Source organism: Flavobacterium sp. (assembly GCF_024710485.1).
In the GTDB taxonomy this organism is placed as follows: domain Bacteria; phylum Bacteroidota; class Bacteroidia; order Flavobacteriales; family Flavobacteriaceae; genus Flavobacterium.
In genome coordinates this window covers 23855-42060 of sequence record NZ_JANJUQ010000038.1, presented here as the reverse complement: position 1 = coordinate 42060, position 18206 = coordinate 23855, and the positions used below count along the sequence as shown (strand labels likewise).

The window sequence follows — 18206 nt, the reverse complement described above, 5'->3', positions numbered from 1 at the left end:
ACAAAAACATGCATTTTATCAGTAAAAATGTGTATTTTATCGATAAAATGTTTTTTTGTTTACTTTTATTATTCTATTTTTGGAATGTGAAAGTGTGGTAAGAAATTAGTCTGGGTAAAATTTAATATTATTTAATTGCTTTTTTGAAAAATAATAAATAGGTTTACGCCCTTAAAAATAAAAAATTCAAATAACCCCAATTTATATGAAGAAAGTCATTGCATTCGCATCAGTTTTAGCTTTATTAACGGGCTGTGGACGATCAAGCGACAAAGGTGAGTTAGTAGGAGTTAAAGGAAAGAAATGGCATCCAGAGAAGCCGTTTGGTATGACTTTGATTCCGGGCGGAGCTTACATTATGGGTAAATCAGATGATGATTTGGCTAATGTACAAGATGCGCCAACCAAAACGGTAACCGTAAGATCGTTCTACATGGATGAAACTGAAATTACCAACAGCGAATACCGTCAATTTGTAGAATGGGTTAAAGATTCTACAATCAGGGTTCGTTTAGCTATCTTGGCAGACGAGGTTGGTCAAACAGCCGGTTCAGGGGGTAAAGGCGGAAAAAATGCCGGAAGTATTGGTGATTTTGCCTTTAACGATACAGATCCTGCTAAAATGACTCCTTATGACAAATACATGTATGAGAATTATTACAGTGTTGGGACTGATGATGATCCTTATGCCGGTAGAAGATTAAACAGAAAAGTAAAATTAATTACAGATACTAGTAAATATCCGGATGAATATTATTCTGAAGTAATGGATAGTATGTATTTGCCTTTGGCGGAATCATTCAACGGATTGAGAACGATTGATGTTAGAAAATTAAAGTTCCGTTACTCTTGGATGGATATTCAAGCGGCTGCAAAAGCTAAAGTAGGGAAAAGAAGTTCTTTTATCAGAACAGAACAACAAGAAGTTTATCCTGATACTACAGTTTGGATTAAAGATTTCGCTTATTCTTATAACGAGCCAATGCACAATGATTATTTCTGGCATCAAGCTTATGGTGACTATCCAGTAGTGGGTGTGTCATGGAAGCAAGCTAAAGCATTTTGTGCTTGGAGAACTTTAAATAAAAACGCTTACATCAAATCGAAAAAGAAAAAGAACAGACCGGATTTAATCAACTCTTTTAGATTGCCTACAGAAGCTGAGTGGGAATATGCTGCCAGAGGTGGTTTAGAGTCTGCAACTTATCCTTGGGGTGGTCCTTATGCTAAAAATGACAGAGGTTGTTTCTTGGCAAACTTCAAACCTAATAGAGGAGATTATGCTGCTGACCAAGCTTTATACACTGTTGAAGCCAAATCATACGAGCCAAACGGTTACAACTTATATAACATGTCAGGTAACGTAGCGGAGTGGACTGATTCAGCCTATGATGCAGCGGCTTACGAATATGTTTCAACCATGAACCCAACTGTAGGTGATTCTAAAAACATGCGAAAAGTAGTTCGCGGAGGTTCATGGAAAGATGTCGCTTACTTTTTGCAAGTGAGTACCAGAGATTTTGAATATGCTGATACAGCCAGAAGTTACATTGGCTTCAGAACAGTTCAAGATTACATGGGAACTCAAGTAACTAAAAATGGTAAAGCACCTAGAAAGTAATTTCAAAACCAACTTAATTATATTTAACTTAACTAACTAAAAAAAAATTATTTATTATGGCATTATTAAGCAAAAAAACAATGAATTTCGCTTACGGTATGGGAGCGGCTGTTGTAATTATTGGAGCATTATTCAAATTGATGCACTGGCCAGGTGCAAGTGTTATGCTTATCGTTGGATTAGGAACAGAAGCATTAATCTTCGGATTGTCTGCATTTGACCCTGTTGATAAAGAATTAGATTGGTCTTTAGTATACCCAGAATTAGCTGGTGGTGAAGCTAGACCTAGAGATAAAAAAGCTGAAGATCCTAAAGATGCTCAAGGATTATTATCACAAAAATTAGACAATATGTTGAAAGAAGCTAAAATCGATAGTCAATTGATGGAAAGCTTAGGAAACAGTATCAAAAATTTTGAAGGAGCGGCTAAAGCTATTTCTCCTACTGTTGATTCGGTTGCTTCAACCAAAAAATATGCTGAAGAAATGACTAAAGCTGCAACTCAGTTAGAAACTTTGAATGGTTTATACCAAGTTCAATTGCAAAGTGCTGAGAGAAATGCTCAAATTAACAATGAAGTTGCAGAAAACAATTTAAAATTAAAAGATCAAATGCAATCTTTAACATCAAACTTACAAACGTTGAACAATGTTTATGGTGGTATGTTATCTGCAATGAGTAACAAAGGATAATTAGTTTTTGAACTATATTTTATTAACAAAACAATAACTAATTAGAAAAAATGGCAGGAGGAAAACTAACCCCTAGACAGAAGATGATTAACCTAATGTACTTGGTTTTCATCGCGATGTTAGCATTGAATATGTCCAAAGAAGTATTGTCTGCTTTCGGACTTATGAATGAAAAGTTTGATACATCCAATGTGTCAACCACAGAGTACAACAAAAAATTATTGTCTTTCTTAGAATCTAAAGCTAGTGAAGACCCATTAAAATTCTCTGAACCAAACGATAAAGCAAAAAAGGTTTCTAAGTTGTCAGAGGAGTTCTTTAACTTTATTGGTGGCTTGAAGAAAGATATTTCAGCCGATTTTGAATTAGATGAAAAAACCGGGAAATTACCTTACGAAGCTATGGACAAAGGTGATAAAGTAGATGAGCTTTGGTTTGAAGGTGACGGTTATTCTCCTAAAGGAAAAGAAATCGTTGGAAAGTTTGATAAGTTTGTTGCTGATATGAAATCAATTTTCGGTAACGATGTGAAATACCAACCTATCATCAAAGAATTGGAAACTAAGTTTTCTACTAAAGATGTTAAAGATGGTGATGGTGTAACTAAGAAATATTTAGATTACCATTACAAAGGTTTCCCAGCGATTGCCTCATTAACTAAATTGTCAGCACTTCAAAATGACATCAAAACTATGGAGTCAGGAATTTATAATGTTTTGATGGGTAACACCTTTAAGGAAGCAGCGTCTATGAAAAATTTCCAGGCTATTGTTGCTTTAGATAAAAACGTTTATTTCCAAGGTGAGCAAGTAACTGGTAAAGTAGTTTTAGGTAAGTATGATGCTAATACTAAACCAACCTCATTCAACGGTCCGGGTAAAATTGAGAATGGTCAAGCTGTTATTTCGATGACTGCCGGTTCTATCGGAGAGCAAAAATTTGGCGGTACATTTACTTTCTTAGAAGATGGTAAATCTATTCCTTTGAAATTTGAAGGTTCTTACATTGTAGTACCTAGACCAAACTCAGCTAACATTTCTGCCGACAAAATGAACGTTGTCTATAGAGGGTTACCAAACCCAATGACTATTTCATTTGCTGGAATCGGTGACAATTTTGTTACTGCCTCAGCTCCTGGTTTAACTAAAGCCGGAGGTCCTGGTAAGTATAACTTAAATCCTGGATCTGGTACTGAAGTTACAGTTTCTGTAAGCGGTAAAATGACTGACGGTAAAACGGTAACAGATAAAAAAGTATTCCGTATTAAAAACATCCCTGCACCGGCAGGAGCCATCGGAAAGCAAGTTGGTGTAGTGAAAGGAGCTAAATCTCGTTTAGAGGTTTCTCAAGTGACGGCTGAATTACAAGACTTCTTGTATGACTTACAGTTCCAAGTTACCCGATTTACTTTTAAAGTTCCTGGTCAACCTGCAATTATTGTTAATGGAGATCGTGTTAATGCACAGTGTAAAGCTGCTTTAGCCAGAGCTTCAAGAGGAGACCAAATTATTATTTCTGAAATTAAAACTAAAATCATTGGTACTTCAGCAAACATCGTAACTAAAGATGCTGCTCCTGTTGCCTACGAAATACAATAATTTAAGTTGATATAATCCTACTTAAATAACTTAAATAACAGCATTATGAAAATTAAAAATCTTTTGTCAATAGTTTTTGTATCCGTATTGAGTGTGAATTCTTTCGCACAATCTAATTTGCTCAATGCAAAAACACCTGATGAAATAGGAAAGAAAACTCCTGCTCAGTTAATTTCTGATAATGATAAGCCACTTCCGTATGGTTATGTTCATGATAGAGATGTATTGATGGGTAAAACAATTTGGGAGTTTATCGATATTGATGAAAGAATTAATTTTCCTTTGTATTATCCTATTGATACTGCTTTTGTTGGTAAAGATAGAAGATCTTTATTCGATGTTTTATTGAAAGGAGTTAAGAGTGGAAAAATAACTGAAGTTTACGCTGATGATTATTTTAACACTAAAAAAACTTTCAAAGACGTTGGACCTTCCTTAACCTTTATCGATACTACTGATGCCGGAAAAGACGAAATCAACAATTACTATGATGATTACATGTCCGGTAGAAAAGTATTAGACAAACAGTTTATTGATCAAAGAGATCTTACAGCGCAAGATATTTCCGGATTCAAAATCAAAGGTTATTGGTATTTTGATAAACGTCAAGGTGAGTTGAAATACAGACTGCTAGGTATTTGCCCAGTAACTCCTGAGGCAAGAGATATTGGGAAAGAGAATGCAGACGCTATCGAGTTGTTTTGGGTTTATTTTCCAGCTATCAGAGATATACTGCACGAAGCAAAAGCATTTAATGACAAAAATTCTGCTATGCCTATTACCTTTGATCACTTATTGAACTCTCGAAGATTCAACGGTGTAATCTACAAAGAAGAGAATGTATACGGAGACCGTCAGGTAGCCGACTACATGAAAGACAATGCTCAAATGCAGTTATTAGAATCTGAACGTATCAAAGAAAAGATTCGCAGCTTCGAATCTGATATGTGGAACTACTAAGATTTTTTCATAAATCATACAAAACTCTCATCATTTTTGGTGAGAGTTTTTTTTAGCTCAAAATTATGCTCGATTATATCATTGTAGGCTCAGGTTTGGCAGGTATTGCCTTCGCTGAAACACTTATACAAAATCAAAAGTCTTTTGTGGTTTTTGACAACCAATCGCAAAACTCATCACGAGTGGCTGGAGGTTTATACAATCCGGTTATATTAAAGCGTTTTAGCCAAGTTTGGGATGCAGAACGTCAATTGGCATTAGCCAACCAGTTTTATGCGCAAATAGAAGCTAAACTGCAGGTACAAGTTGATTTTAAAATGCCTATCTATCGCAAGTTCTTTTCTGTTGAAGAGCAAAACAATTGGTTTGCCGCTTCTGATAAACCTTCTTTATCTCCTTTCCTTTCCACAACTATAGTTCATAAAAAATACAAAGCCATTGATTCTCCTTTTGGTTACGGTGAAGTATTGCACACCGGTTATCTAGATACCGATATCTTTTTAAATGCTTATCAATCGTATCTAAAATCATTAGCTATTTTAGTGCCGGATGCTTTCCTATACGAGAAGCTTCAAATTACAGATAATATGGCGTTATATGAGGACTTTCAAGCCAAACACATTGTCTTTGCTGAAGGGTTCGGCATGCACGCCAATCCGTATTTCAAAAACCTCCCGCTAGATGGGACTAAAGGCGAACTATTTATTATCAAAGCACCCGATTTAGATATAGATGTGATTATCAACACCAGCATTTTTATTTTACCGTTGGGGAATAATTTGTTTAAAGTCGGCGCCACATACAATTGGGAGGACAAAACCGATTTGCCTACCGAAGAAGGTAAAGTAGAATTGGTCGAGCGCATCCGGGAAATTCTCCAATGCGAATTCGAAATTGTTTCGCATTTCGCAGGGGTTCGCCCGACAGTTAACGACAGAAGGCCGTTACTCGGAACTCATCCGTCACACAAAAATATGCATATTCTAAATGGCTTAGGAACCAGAGGTGTAATGCTGGCGCCCGCAATGGCTTTGGATTTATTCGAGTATATCGAAAGCCAAAAGCCATTAGACAAAAGTGTTGATATCCGAAGGTATATTACTTCTTTTTAGCCGCTTCTTTGTCGTAGTGGACAAAAATATTAATGTAGATGTTACGCGCTAATCTGGCAGTGACAGGCATCAACAGCAACAGCGCAATAATGATAGCCGCAAACGAAGCAATCAAATCCAAGCCAATAAAAACCTTGGCTATAATAAAAGCTGCAACACCAATCGCTACAGTCAAAGCATAACTCACATACATGGCACCATAAAAAAACGAAGGCTCAATTTGGTAATGCAATCCGCAATGACTGCATTCTTCATGCATTTCATAAATCTTTTTTAGATGGTACGGATTCGGGTCAACGTACATATTTTCTTCTTGGCATTTCGGACAACTTCCTGTTAAAATGCTATTTAGTTTGGATCCTTTTTTTAACATTTGCAAAAATTTTTATTTTGAACTTTTCAGCACTTTGGCTTTGGGTCTACAAAGGTACTTTTTAGAAATCTTTTGGCTGTAACTTTTGTAACAATTCATTATGTTAAACATACACAATTTATCGGTTTCTTTTGGCGGAACCTACCTTTTTGAAGAAGTAACCTTTCGTTTAGGTGCCGGCGACCGAGTAGGATTGGTTGGGAAAAACGGCGCGGGAAAATCGACTATGCTCAAAATTTTAGCCGGCGATTTCAAACCCGATTCCGGTCAGATTGCCACCGAAAAAGAGGTGAAAATTGGTTTTCTTCGCCAAGATATTGATTTTGTTAAAGGCCGAACCGTACTCGAAGAGGCCTACCAAGCTTTCGAAGAAATCAAAAGAGCTGAACTCAAAATCGACGAAATCAACCACCAATTGGTTACCCGAACCGATTACGAAAGCCAAAGCTATTCCGAATTAATTGAGCAATTAAGCGATGTAACACACCATTACGAAATTTTGGGAGGTTACAATTATGTGGGCGATACCGAAAAAATTCTCTTAGGTCTTGGTTTCAAAAGAGAAGATTTCAACAACCAAACCGATACGTTTTCCGGCGGATGGCGTATGCGTATCGAGCTGGCCAAACTCTTATTACAATCCAACGATATTCTATTGCTGGATGAGCCAACCAACCACTTAGACATCGAAAGTATCATTTGGCTCGAAGGTTTTTTAAGAAACTTTCCCGGCGTAGTAGTGATAGTATCGCACGATAAAATGTTCCTCGATAACGTGACCAACCGTACTATAGAAATCTCCTTAGGCAAAGCCTACGATTTCAATAAGCCGTATACGCAGTATTTGGTCTTGCGTGAAGAAATTCGCGAAAAGCAATTGGCTACCCAAAAAAACCAAGCCAAAAAAATCGAAGAAACCCAAAAACTCATCGAACGTTTCCGATACAGCGCCACCAAATCATCCATGGCGCAATCTCTAATTAAGAAATTAGATAAAGTCGAGCGCATAGAAGTGGATGAAGACGACAATTCGGTTATGAATATTTCCTTTCCGGTTTCGCAAACACCGGGTAGAGTTGTCATCGAAGCAGAACATGTAACCAAAGCGTACGGAGATAAAGTCATCCTCAAAGACATTTCGCTTTTAGTTGAACGCGGCAGTAAAATTGCCTTTGTCGGTCAAAATGGCCAAGGGAAATCCACTTTCGTCAAAGCCATTGTAAACGAATTCCAATACGAAGGCAGCATCAAGTTAGGTCACAATGTACAATTGGGTTATTTCGCCCAAAACCAAGCGGAATACCTCGACGGCGAGTTAACCTTACTCGAAACCATGACCAATGCGGCAACCGACAGCAATCGCGCTAAAGTCCGCGACATGTTAGGCGCTTTTTTATTCCGTGGCGACGATGTAGAGAAAAAAGTAAAAGTACTGTCAGGAGGTGAGCGCAATCGTTTGGCCTTGTGTAAATTGCTCTTGCAACCCATCAATGTTTTAGTGATGGACGAACCTACGAACCACTTAGATATCAAATCGAAAAACGTCCTCAAAGCCGCGCTTCAAAAATACGAAGGCACGCTACTCTTGGTGTCTCACGACAGGGATTTCCTCCAAGGCATGTCCAATATCGTATACGAATTCAAAGACCAAAAAATCAGGGAATATTTGGGCGATATCAACTTCTTCCTCGAGCAACGCAACGCTAGCAACATGCGCGAAATTGAAAAGAAAGACGTCGTAGTCGAAACCAAAACAACCGCTAAAAATCTATCATACGAAGACCAAAAAAAGAGCAAATCGCTGCAAAATCGCCTCAGTAAAATCGAAAGTCAAATCAAACAACTCGAAATCGACATCCAAAACGACGACAAAGAATTGGCTTCGAATTACGACAAACACATCGAAAACGCAAACTTTTTTGTGGCGTATAATAAAAAGAAAGCCGAACTAGATCAATTGCTCGAAGACTGGGAAGCCGTGCAAACCGAAATCGATAATTTGTAGCTTATCCGGCTTTTCGTTCCAAGTTTTTCCGCCAACAACATCATTTTATAAGGGTTTCAAGAGCTTCCGTTGGTCGCTTTGAAACCCTTTAAAATGTAAAGTCGTTGCCGCAAAAAGCTTTCCACTGCCATCCGGGCTGGGGCAGTAGTAGTTCAACTTTTCGTACTTTTATAGCATGAAAACCAATTGGCGCCAAAATTTACACCTTTACATTTCCATACCTGTGGTCGCAGCAGCTGCTTTGATCTACGGTTTTCAGCCCGATTTCCTTTTTGAGATGTCAACCCAAACCACAGACGAAAACAATATTTACAAAGCTATTATGGGCTTGTATTTGTGCTTTGCCGCTTTTTGGTTTATCGGACTCAAACAATCCTCTTATTGGAAAGCTGCCACGATATCGAATATGCTTTTTATGCTCGGATTGGGATTAGGACGTTTAATCAGTTTTGCCACCGACGGTAGGCCATCGGTAGTATTGCTTTTGGGCACTATTGGCGAATTAACTTTGGCCGTTTACGCTTATGGGCAACTTAAAAAATCCAACTGATTTATTTCTTGTCAAATACTAAATTAACGAAAGAAGTGCCTTTTCATAAAAGTTAAACCTTTTGCTGGTGATAGCTAAGTTTCAGAGTTTTGGATTATTTAAACGGATGTCTTTGCTGCCAGGCTAAGCTTGGTTCCAATTGCGGAAACAGTTTAGGCATAAGTTTGTTAATCCAAGTATTGGTGTGGTAAATAAACCCCGACATCATTACCGGTTCCGCACCAATAGAACTTTTGATTTCCAAGGCGGTCCTGCCGAAGATGATTTTTTTAAATTGGTTTTCAATGCCAAATTGCGTCATATTGTACAGCATATTCAGGTACAACATTTTTTCTTTCTGGATTTGCTCGTCGTAACCCAGAAAATAGGTTTCTAAAACATCGCCGTTAAGCAACAGAGAATGAAACCCAATTAGTTTTTCTTCCCAAAAATAGCCTGTCAAACGAAAACGGTCGCCACAGTTTTTTTTAAACACGGAAAAATGGCTCTTTGCCAGGAAAAACGTGTTGAAAGGCGCATTTTTAGCCACATGATGGTAGAGTTCGTAAATTCTTTCTTCATAGCTTGTGATTTCCTCAAGAGACAACTCCCGAATTGCAATACCGTCCGCTTTTTTATGTGCTCTTTTGTATTGGTCGCGGTATTTTTTAGAAAAAGCACTTATATAATCTTCATTGTTTTGCCAATGTTTGGGCAACTCAAAAATCATATTGGGCTGCGTTTTAAATTCATACACAGTCGCAAAGCCAAACTTTTTCAGTTCTTCGGAGCAGTGCTCGTAAAAATCTTTGAACGAGACTATGTGTATAGTGATATTTTTTTGCTTGAAATATTTAATAATTGCAGCAGAGCAGTCTAAAAGCAAATCGCTGATACATTTGAAATCGACCGTCTTGGAAAAGGCATAACCGTTTTGACCGGTAATCATGTTGTTGCCTAAAAACAATACATGTGAAGCGAAGTTTTTAAAGATAAAATTCCGAACATACGTTTTAATGCATTTGTCGCGCTCTCCAAAGGATTCGAGTTTGTTTAAATCGAGGTATTGTGCTAAAGCTACACCAATCAGCTCAGTGTCTTCAAAAATGCCTATGTAAAAACACCGCATATTAGTAGGTGCCGAATTTTCCAACACTTTTAAATAATGTGTTTGCAGGAAAATATTTTCTACAGCCACTTGGTCCCAACTTTTAGGGAGCTGTGAAGTGTTAGCGTAAATTTGGAATGAATAGTGGTCTAACATAAAAAAATCGCCCCACAAATGTAGAGCGATTGGGTTATAATAAAATGTTAATTATTGCCATCCGCACAAAATAGCACCCATAATGGTCAAAGAAACAATCCAATAACCGGAAGTAACCATGATGTATTTCCAGGTTTTTTGTTCAAACAAACTGTTGATAGCAGTCATGGGCAAAGCAAAAAATATTCCGGTCATAAATCCATGTAGCGCACCATGTTGGTAAGTTCTGAAAGCAGTTCCGTAATCGGCCATGAAAGCCGCATAGGAAGGTTTTGCAGTTTCCATAAATTCAGGACCGCCAATCATTCCCAAAGGACCAAATTGGTGAATCACTAGAACCGGCATTAAAAAAGCCAACATAAAAGAAAACAAAATCGTTAATCCGAAAACTTTAAGCATACTGGATTGTCTTGCTTTTTCTTCGGTCATTCCGGTTTCGTTCATCCAAATAGTACCGAAAACTTTTGGGTTGTACCATACAAATCCAACCACTAGTGTTACAAATGTAGAAGCTAAAACAGCGTAAAAATTAAAAGGCATAATGATAGTTTTTATTGGTTAGTTGCTCAAAGATAAAAAATAATATATTAAACTTAAATTTAATATTTTGTAAGATAAATATTCTTTTAAATTCTTAAAAAATGCATTTCGTCGATTTTTTTTGTTTTTTAACGAACAACGCTATAAGTTTACACCGTCATTAACCCCAAATAAACATGATATGAAATCTATTTTTACTTACTTAGCGGTACTTTTAGTTTCCACTTCAGTATTTGCTGAAATTTCTGCTACAGAAAAAAATGCTTTACTTAAATTGTACAAAGCAACCAATGGTTCACAATGGACTAACAAATGGGATTTAAAATCACCGGTATCCACTTGGTTTGGTGTTGAAATAAAAAACGATAAAATAACAGCAATCAAATTAATGAATAACAATTTAGTAGGAACATTACCTGCTGAAATTGGGGATTTGACTTCTTTGGAAGTACTAAATTTATTCCGAAATGATATTTCAGGTACCATACCGTCTACCATCGGAAATCTGAAAAATTTAACCAAGTTAAATATAGCTTTTAATAAAGTTTCGGGATCTTTACCGGAAACTTTGGGCAATGCTTCTCAATTGAAAGCCATTGAAATGCATATGAATCGTTTAACGGGAGTATTACCTGTGAGTGTTGGTAATTTAGCCAACTTAGAGACTTTGTCTTTATTCAATAATGAAATCGAAGGTTCAATTCCATCTTCTTATTACCAACTAAAATCTTTAAAAGTTTTGTTGTTAAATAGTAACAAGTTAACCGGTAAATTAGAAAAAGAAGTATCTAATTTGTCTTCTTTGGAAACCTTAAGTTTGTTTGAGAATAAAATGGATGGTCAAGTACCGTTTGATTTAGAGAAATTAAGAAATCTAAAAGAAATGAATATTTCATACAATATGTTTAACGGTTTTGTATCTAAAAACTTAGCCAAGTTAGATACGCTAAACATGACTATGTTGAACGAGCAAGGTGTGGCTACTACTTTAAAAGTAAGCGCCGACAAAAATTCAGCTTATGCTGCTGACGAATAGAAAAAATTGGATTGGTTTAAATAATGAAAAAGGTCTCAAAGCAATTTGAGACCTTTTTTTATTCTGCTGCTACTAACTTGGTAGTGCTTCTATACAAATAGTTGTTGTAAATATGTCTTCTCGCAAAACGACTCGGCGATTCTGCATTAATCATTTTAATATAAGCCGGTCTCAAAACTCCGAAATATTCAAACGAACTGCCATCCAATAAGGTTATGTATAAAACGCTATTTTCATAATAGAAATCAGCAATATTAGTACTCGAGGTAATTCGGTCGTATTCCGCCCTGTCTTTCTCCATTGTTTCCGGAGCAATACTCACTAAAAAGTGATAGGCTGCAATAATTTCTTTACTTTTTTCTTCTGCTAAATGACGCTCGTGTTCATCAGCTATAGCATCAGGATGATACTCTTTCATGCTGTTGCGGTAGATAATTTTTAACTCTTTTAACGTTGCGGTTTTGGTTACGCCGAGCAAAGTTCTGTACTCGACAATTTTTTTCATATTCATAGGTTGCCTTTTGCTATAAAAAAAGCCACTCTTTTCAGAATGGCTTTCGTTAGTAGCGGGAACAGGACTCGAACCTGTGACCTTCGGGTTATGAGCCCGACGAGCTGCCTACTGCTCTATCCCGCGATGTTTCGAGTGCAAATATACAACGAATATCAATAAATGCAACAAAAAACGTAAAAAATCTTTTTTTCTTCTATTGGGCTGATATGACTACCTTTGCAAAAAATAAATCAGATTACATGACTCACAAAGCAGGCTTCGTTAACATTATCGGTAACCCAAACGTTGGAAAATCAACGCTAATGAATGCCTTTGTGGGCGAAAGATTATCCATCATTACTTCCAAAGCACAAACTACACGTCACAGAATTTTAGGGATTGTAAACGGTGACGATTTTCAAGTAGTGCTTTCAGATACACCGGGAATCATCAAACCGGCATACGAAATGCAAAAATCCATGATGGACTTCGTGAAGTCGGCTTTTGAAGATGCCGATGTTTTGATTTACATGGTGGAAATAGGCGAGAAGGAACTCAAAGACGAAGACTTCTTCAATAAAATCATCCATTCCAAAATCCCGGTGTTATTGCTGCTGAACAAAATCGATAAATCCAACCAAGAACAATTGGAAGAGCAAATCGATTTGTGGAAAGCCAAAGTGCCGAATGCCGAAATTTTCCCGATTTCCGCGTTGGAGAATTTCAACGTTAAAGAAGTTTTTGACCGTGTCTTACAATTGTTGCCTGAATCACCGCCGTATTATCCTAAAGATGCGTTAACCGACAAACCGGAGCGTTTCTTTGTCAATGAAACCATCCGCGAGAAAATCTTACTGAACTACGACAAAGAAATTCCATACGCCGTAGAAATCGAAACCGAAGAATTCTTGGAAGACGACAAAATCATTCGAATCCGCTCCGTCATTATGGTAGAGCGCGATACGCAAAAAGGAATTATCATCGGTCACAAAGGCAGCGCTTTGAAGAAAGTCGGCATGCAGGCTCGTGAAGATTTAGAGCAGTTCTTCGGCAAGCAAATCCATATAGAGTTGTATGTTAAAGTTAACAAAGATTGGAGAAGCAATGCTTACCAATTGCGTCGTTTTGGTTACAACCAGAAATAATTAGTCTTTAAGAACATCTAAAAAGATGGCTTCCAATTCGTCGGTTTGGGAATGGCCTCTTTCTCTTATTTGACGAGCTACGACATACAGTAAAAACCAAACGATTACCATAATAAACATCACCACTAAATCCATGGTCATCGGTTCGTTCAGCGAATAGTTGGATAAGGCAAACATGCCGAATACAATAAAAATACCGGCGACCACAAAATGCAAAAACACAAACATCGTCCACAACGTTTGATCCGGGCCAAACAAGCCGCGAATGTGCGTCGCATTTTTTTCGTTTCCTTCTTTTTCCTCTAATTCAATGCTCAAATGAGGTGACCAATATCGTCTCTTTTCTGCCGAAAAAGTAAACTGTATATGGTTGTTTCTCACTTTCATCAAGAAATCGGTCGACTGGTTTTTTTGTCGGTAGTTCACAAATTTCTCTCTGACGATGGCAATGTTTTGGTCAACGTCTTTAAAAAACCGAGGGCGAAGTCTTACTTCATGTTGCGTGTCCATAAAAAGGTTTATAGGTGGTTAAAGCAATACTAAAAATAATAAAATAATTGAATTTGTGCTCTTTAATACTACCTTTGCACCATATTTAAAATGATTATGAACAATATTGTAGCCATAGTAGGAAGACCTAACGTAGGGAAATCCACTTTTTTTAACCGTTTAATCAAAAGAAGAGAAGCCATTGTAGATTCGGTTAGCGGTGTTACGCGCGACAGAAATTACGGCAAAAGCGAATGGAACGGCAAGGAATTTTCGGTGATTGATACCGGTGGTTATATCAAAGGTTCAGATGATATTTTTGAAGGCGAAATCCGTCGTCAGGTAGAATTGGCCATTGATGAAGCCGATGCGATTATTTTTGTAGTCGATGTCGAAGAAGGCATCACGCCGATGGACGAAGAAGTAGCCAAATTGCTCCGAAAAGTAACCAAACCGATTTTATTAGCCGTTAACAAAGTAGACAACGCCATGCGCGAAAAAGACGCCGTGGAGTTTTACAATTTAGGCTTAGGTGAATATTATACGATTGCCAGTATCAGCGGAAGCGGAACAGGAGAATTATTGGATAAGTTAGTCGAAGTGTTACCCGAGTTACCGGAAGTAAATGAAGAAGCGGAACAATTACCTCGTTTTTGTGTGGTAGGTCGTCCGAACGCCGGAAAATCGTCTTTTATTAATGCGTTAATTGGGGAAGATCGATTCGTAGTAACTGATATCGCTGGTACTACAAGAGATTCTATTGATACCAGATACAACCGTTTTGGCTTCGAATTCAACTTGGTGGATACCGCCGGAATCCGAAGAAAAGCCAAAGTAAAAGAAGATTTAGAATTCTACTCCGTAATGCGTTCCGTGCGCGCCATTGAACATTCGGATGTTTGTATTTTACTAATCGATGCTACCCGTGGTTTCGAAGGGCAAGACCAAAGTATTTTTTGGTTGGCCGAAAAGAATCGAAAAGGTGTCATTATCCTAGTGAACAAATGGGATTTGGTGGAAAAAGATACCATGTCTACCCGCGATTACGAAAACAAAATCCGCGAAGAGTTGCAGCCTTTTACCGATGTGCCAATTGTATTTATCTCGGCCTTAACCAAACAACGTTTGCTAAAAGCCTTGGAAGGTACCGTAAAAGTATACGAAAACAGAAAGCAACGCATCCCAACTTCAAAGTTCAATGATTATATGTTGAAATTAATTGAAGCGTATCCGCCGCCGGCTTTAAAAGGGAAATATGTGAAGATTAAATATTGTATGCAATTGCCAACACCAACACCGCAATTTGTGTTTTTTGCCAATTTACCGCAATACGTAAAAGAACCGTACAAGCGTTTCTTGGAAAATAAAATCCGCGAAAACTGGGATTTCTCCGGGGTGCCGATTGACATCTACATCCGCGAAAAGTAGAAAATGTTAAATTTTCGTAAGAAATTTTATCATTCCATACTAAAATAAGAATTTAGCCGTTATTATGCTTTCCTTAACCAATAATAACTGCTAAATTTTTTTTTATGCCAAAATCGCTTTACCTAGCCTTACTAGTTCTTTTTTCTACTGTTGCTTTCGGTCAAACCCTTTCCTTAAAGGGAAAAGTAATTGATCAAACCACCAAGTTTCCCATCGAATCGGCTACGGTGTATCTCACTTCAGTGAAAGATTCTTCCATTGTAGATTACACTATCACCAACAAAATGGGTGCGTTTTCTTTTAAAATTAAAAAGATAGACAAGCCGGTAGCGTTGAAAGTATCGTACATCAGTTACCAGGATTTTAAAGAAGAAATGACTTCTTTGGTCAGTGATAAAGATTTTGGTACCATCGAACTCAAAGAAGCCACGAATCAATTAGATGAAGTAGTGGTAAAAGCCGAAATTCCGCCTATCCGTATCAAAAAAGATACTTTGGAGTTCAATGCCGCTTCGTTTAAAGTCGGCGCCGATGCCAACGTTGAAGCCTTACTCAAGCAATTGCCGGGAGTAGAAATCACACCCGAAGGTAAAATCACCGTCAACGGTCAGGAAGTGAATAATATTTTGGTGAATGGTAAACCTTTCTTTGGGAAAGACGGTAAAATCGCTACCCAAAACTTGCCGGCGGAACTAATTGATAAGGTTCAAGTAGTAGACACCAAAACCAAAGCGGAGGAAATTTCAGGAGAAGCTTCAGGTTCTCAGGAAAAAACCATTAATCTCACCATACAAGAAGAAAAAAATAAAGGCTTTTTCGGAAAAGTAGTAGCCGGAACCGGTTCAGACAAACGGTATGAATCGAGTTTGCTACTCAACTATTTTAAAGGAGAACGCAAAGTCAGTGTTCTTGCTTCTTCTAACAACATCAATTCCATCGGATTTTCCATGGACGAAGTGTTTGACAATATGGGCGGCGGCCGAAATTCTTCGGTTTTTTATAACGATGATGGTAGTTTCGGAATTAACAATATGTCTTTTGGTGGCAGTCGCGGAATTACAAGGTCAAATTTGATTGGCGTGAATTACCAAGACAAATGGCTGAAAAAAATTGACCAAAGCGGTAGCTATTATTTTTCTAATTCCGAAACCGAAAACACCACTCGTACAGACAGAATCAACTTGCTTCCGGAAGGCAGAACCTTTACCAATTCTAATGCCATTACAAGAAGCGGTAGTAACGGCCACAATTTAGATTTGGATTTTGAAATTGCCTTAGATTCTTTGAATACTATTTATATCAATCCTAGTTTTCAAAAAACCAAAAATTACAACAGCGCTTCCAGAAACCAGCTTACAGTGAATGAAGCTTTGGAAGAACTCAATTCAAGTACCAATGACGATTACAGCGAAAATGAGTTCTCTTCATTTGGTACGGATGCGAGTTATAGTAAACAATTTTTGAAGAAAAACCGAGGTATGTCGGTTAATTTTGAATCGGAATTCCAACGTAGAGACAATTTCTTGAACACCAATTCGGCCACACTCTTTACCGATACTACGCCCGATGATATCAGGAATCAGAATCAGCGGGATAAAACCAATAACGATTTTGTAAAACTTGAAGTCCGATTTGGCGAGCCTGTAGCCGATTCACTTCGGTTGAGTTTGACTTCGGAAGTAACGTATCGCAACATCAAGAATACGTTGACTACTTTTGATTTTGATGGAGTAGCTTATAACGATTTCAACGATTTGCAATCGAATGAAACCTTGTCTAAAGCCACTACATTCTTCCCGTCAACAGGATTGATTTTAGGAAAGGCCAAAACCAACGGCCGTATCAATATCGGCCCTGAATTTGTGACCTTTGATGCGCGTTCCAACTATTTAGGCGTTATCACTAATCGCAATAAAAATTACGTTTTTCCCCGAATTAAAGGTTACATAAGTCACCGCATGGGAAAATCCAAATCGATTTACTCCTTCTATGATTTTGGCGTACAATTGCCGCAAGCCAATCAGGTGTTACCAATAGAAAATTTATCTAATCCGTTGAGTACATTTATTGGGAATGATGCGCTTAAACCCACTCAAAGACACAATTTGTACTTTAGTTTTAACGATTACGATTACCAAAGTCGTTCCGGTTACTACATTTATTCAGGATTCAATTTGAGTCAGGATGCTGTAGTGTCTTCTACTGTGTTTGATACTAATTTTAAAGCAACAACGACCTATCAAAACGTAGACGTAGTTTACAATTCCTATTTCGGTGTAAACTGGAGCAAATCGTATAAAAAGGAGAAGCGAACTTTGCGTTACGGCGCGGGAATCAATATTAACTACGATTCCAACAAAGGTTTGACCAATGCGGTTGAATTTGAGTCGAAAGGTTTGCAAATCAATCCGAGAGTTAATTTGACTTGGAGTATAGATGAGGTTATCACGGTGTCACCAAGCTACCGTTACACATTCAATGCCACCAATTATAAGAATTACATTATTGATAACGCTCAAAATTTTGTACACAATGCAAAATTAGAAATCACTTCTTATATGCCGAAAAAGTTTGTTATTGGTAGTGACTTCGGGTATAATTACAACTCCAACATAGCCGATGGCTACAAAAAAGACTTTTATTTGTGGAACGTGAGTTTAGGTTATAATTTCTTCAAAGACCAGTTTTTAGCTAAAGTTAAAGTCTACGACTTATTAGACCAAAACCAAAACGCCACCCGGACCATTACGCCAACAGCCATTATCGATTCGGAAAACACTGTATTACGACGCTACGTAATGTTTTCGCTAACCTATAAACTCGAAAAGTTTGGCGGCAAGAAAAAAGGAGAAGGCGGTATCTTTATAACGGATTAAATAAAAAACTCGGTCATTTGACCGAGTTTTTTATTATCTTAATAT

Annotated in this window: 16 protein-coding genes and 1 tRNA gene; 11 read left to right on the top strand and 6 right to left on the bottom strand. The window is 37.6% G+C overall.

Translation table 11 applies throughout. The features are described 5' to 3' along the window. Positions 1-205 precede the first annotated feature (205 nt). The 5 genes from gldK (at position 206) to Q0M21_RS10090 (ending at position 5983) form a co-directional block, all read left to right on the top strand. Positions 206-1621 (top strand): gliding motility lipoprotein GldK, encoded by a 1416-nt coding sequence (gene gldK / locus Q0M21_RS10110; protein WP_295337763.1) that lies wholly within the window; start codon positions 206-208, stop codon positions 1619-1621. Positions 1622-1677: 56 nt separating this feature from the next. After that, the gene (gene gldL / locus Q0M21_RS10105) at positions 1678-2313 is read left to right on the top strand and encodes a gliding motility protein GldL (RefSeq protein ID WP_295337761.1); all 636 of its coding nucleotides are present in this window, start codon (positions 1678-1680) and stop codon (positions 2311-2313) included. A 50-nt stretch (positions 2314-2363) separates the two neighbouring features. Then, complete coding sequence (gene gldM / locus Q0M21_RS10100; protein ID WP_295337760.1) at positions 2364-3911, top strand: gliding motility protein GldM; 1548 nt, start codon at positions 2364-2366, stop codon at positions 3909-3911. Between the two features lie 45 nt (positions 3912-3956). Continuing rightward, positions 3957-4871, top strand: coding sequence for a gliding motility protein GldN (gene gldN, locus Q0M21_RS10095; RefSeq protein WP_295337758.1), 915 nt, complete (start codon positions 3957-3959; stop codon positions 4869-4871). Positions 4872-4936: 65 nt separating this feature from the next. Next, positions 4937-5983 (top strand): FAD-binding oxidoreductase, encoded by a 1047-nt coding sequence (locus Q0M21_RS10090; protein WP_295337756.1) that lies wholly within the window; start codon positions 4937-4939, stop codon positions 5981-5983. On the opposite strand, the gene Q0M21_RS10085 is transcribed toward Q0M21_RS10090, so the two are convergent. Continuing rightward, a complete protein-coding gene (locus Q0M21_RS10085; protein ID WP_295337754.1) occupies positions 5970-6356 on the bottom strand; it encodes a DUF983 domain-containing protein in 387 nt (128 codons plus the stop codon). The two genes, Q0M21_RS10090 and Q0M21_RS10085, sit on opposite strands and share 14 nt — an antisense overlap. A gap of 100 nt (positions 6357-6456) precedes the next feature. Here Q0M21_RS10085 and Q0M21_RS10080 point away from each other — a divergent pair, with 100 nt between their 5' ends. Both Q0M21_RS10080 and Q0M21_RS10075 read left to right on the top strand, forming a co-directional pair. Next, positions 6457-8361, top strand: a complete 1905-nt coding sequence (locus tag Q0M21_RS10080; RefSeq protein ID WP_295337752.1) for an ABC-F family ATP-binding cassette domain-containing protein — start codon at positions 6457-6459, stop codon at positions 8359-8361. A 175-nt stretch (positions 8362-8536) separates the two neighbouring features. Continuing rightward, positions 8537-8911, top strand: a complete 375-nt coding sequence (locus Q0M21_RS10075) for a DUF4345 domain-containing protein (protein ID WP_295337750.1) — start codon at positions 8537-8539, stop codon at positions 8909-8911. A gap of 94 nt (positions 8912-9005) precedes the next feature. Here the strand turns inward: Q0M21_RS10075 and Q0M21_RS10070 are convergent, their stop codons facing one another. Further along, positions 9006-10172: an 8-amino-7-oxononanoate synthase gene (locus Q0M21_RS10070; RefSeq protein WP_367273724.1), complete on the bottom strand. Its 1167-nt coding sequence runs from the start codon at positions 10170-10172 to the stop codon at positions 9006-9008. A gap of 33 nt (positions 10173-10205) precedes the next feature. Then, positions 10206-10694, bottom strand: a complete 489-nt coding sequence (locus Q0M21_RS10065) for a DUF1761 domain-containing protein (RefSeq protein ID WP_295337748.1) — start codon at positions 10692-10694, stop codon at positions 10206-10208. 181 nt (positions 10695-10875) lie between these two features. Between Q0M21_RS10065 and Q0M21_RS10060 the strand changes: the two genes are divergently transcribed. After that, entirely contained in the window at positions 10876-11730 is an 855-nt protein-coding gene (locus Q0M21_RS10060; protein WP_295337746.1) for a Two component regulator three Y domain protein, read from the top strand. 58 nt (positions 11731-11788) lie between these two features. Here the strand turns inward: Q0M21_RS10060 and Q0M21_RS10055 are convergent, their stop codons facing one another. Together Q0M21_RS10055 and Q0M21_RS10050 are read right to left on the bottom strand one after the other, a co-directional pair. Next, on the bottom strand, positions 11789-12235 hold the full coding sequence (locus Q0M21_RS10055; RefSeq protein WP_295337743.1) for a KTSC domain-containing protein: 447 nt from the start codon (positions 12233-12235) through the stop codon (positions 11789-11791). Positions 12236-12294: 59 nt separating this feature from the next. Further along, a tRNA-Met gene (locus Q0M21_RS10050) sits at positions 12295-12367 on the bottom strand. A 116-nt stretch (positions 12368-12483) separates the two neighbouring features. Here Q0M21_RS10050 and era point away from each other — a divergent pair. Continuing rightward, on the top strand, positions 12484-13368 hold the full coding sequence (gene era, locus Q0M21_RS10045; RefSeq protein ID WP_295337740.1) for a GTPase Era: 885 nt from the start codon (positions 12484-12486) through the stop codon (positions 13366-13368). On the opposite strand, the gene Q0M21_RS10040 is transcribed toward era, so the two are convergent. Continuing rightward, positions 13369-13878: a hypothetical protein gene (locus Q0M21_RS10040; protein WP_295337737.1), complete on the bottom strand. Its 510-nt coding sequence runs from the start codon at positions 13876-13878 to the stop codon at positions 13369-13371. Between the two features lie 96 nt (positions 13879-13974). Here Q0M21_RS10040 and der point away from each other — a divergent pair, with 96 nt between their 5' ends. Both der and Q0M21_RS10030 read left to right on the top strand, forming a co-directional pair. Further along, positions 13975-15285 carry a ribosome biogenesis GTPase Der gene (gene der / locus Q0M21_RS10035; protein ID WP_295337734.1) on the top strand — a complete coding sequence of 437 codons (1311 nt, stop codon included), beginning with the start codon at positions 13975-13977 and terminating at the stop codon, positions 15283-15285. Positions 15286-15389: 104 nt separating this feature from the next. Then, positions 15390-18161 (top strand): outer membrane beta-barrel protein, encoded by a 2772-nt coding sequence (locus Q0M21_RS10030; RefSeq protein WP_295337732.1) that lies wholly within the window; start codon positions 15390-15392, stop codon positions 18159-18161. Positions 18162-18206 lie beyond the last annotated feature (45 nt).

What these genes read in the sequence shown, in the direction of transcription:
- gldK (WP_295337763.1), top strand. Translation starts at nt 206, where the DNA reads ATGAAGAAAGTCATTGCATTCGCATCAGTTTTAGCTTTATTAACGGGC.
- gldL (WP_295337761.1), top strand. Translation starts at nt 1,678, where the DNA reads ATGGCATTATTAAGCAAAAAAACAATGAATTTCGCTTACGGTATGGGA.
- gldM (WP_295337760.1), top strand. Translation starts at nt 2,364, where the DNA reads ATGGCAGGAGGAAAACTAACCCCTAGACAGAAGATGATTAACCTAATG.
- gldN (WP_295337758.1), top strand. Translation starts at nt 3,957, where the DNA reads ATGAAAATTAAAAATCTTTTGTCAATAGTTTTTGTATCCGTATTGAGT.
- Q0M21_RS10090 (WP_295337756.1), top strand. Translation starts at nt 4,937, where the DNA reads ATGCTCGATTATATCATTGTAGGCTCAGGTTTGGCAGGTATTGCCTTC.
- Q0M21_RS10085 (WP_295337754.1), bottom strand. Translation starts at nt 6,356, where the DNA reads ATGTTAAAAAAAGGATCCAAACTAAATAGCATTTTAACAGGAAGTTGT.
- Q0M21_RS10080 (WP_295337752.1), top strand. Translation starts at nt 6,457, where the DNA reads ATGTTAAACATACACAATTTATCGGTTTCTTTTGGCGGAACCTACCTT.
- Q0M21_RS10075 (WP_295337750.1), top strand. Translation starts at nt 8,537, where the DNA reads ATGAAAACCAATTGGCGCCAAAATTTACACCTTTACATTTCCATACCT.
- Q0M21_RS10065 (WP_295337748.1), bottom strand. Translation starts at nt 10,694, where the DNA reads ATGCCTTTTAATTTTTACGCTGTTTTAGCTTCTACATTTGTAACACTA.
- Q0M21_RS10060 (WP_295337746.1), top strand. Translation starts at nt 10,876, where the DNA reads ATGAAATCTATTTTTACTTACTTAGCGGTACTTTTAGTTTCCACTTCA.
- Q0M21_RS10055 (WP_295337743.1), bottom strand. Translation starts at nt 12,235, where the DNA reads ATGAAAAAAATTGTCGAGTACAGAACTTTGCTCGGCGTAACCAAAACC.
- era (WP_295337740.1), top strand. Translation starts at nt 12,484, where the DNA reads ATGACTCACAAAGCAGGCTTCGTTAACATTATCGGTAACCCAAACGTT.
- Q0M21_RS10040 (WP_295337737.1), bottom strand. Translation starts at nt 13,878, where the DNA reads ATGGACACGCAACATGAAGTAAGACTTCGCCCTCGGTTTTTTAAAGAC.
- der (WP_295337734.1), top strand. Translation starts at nt 13,975, where the DNA reads ATGAACAATATTGTAGCCATAGTAGGAAGACCTAACGTAGGGAAATCC.
- Q0M21_RS10030 (WP_295337732.1), top strand. Translation starts at nt 15,390, where the DNA reads ATGCCAAAATCGCTTTACCTAGCCTTACTAGTTCTTTTTTCTACTGTT.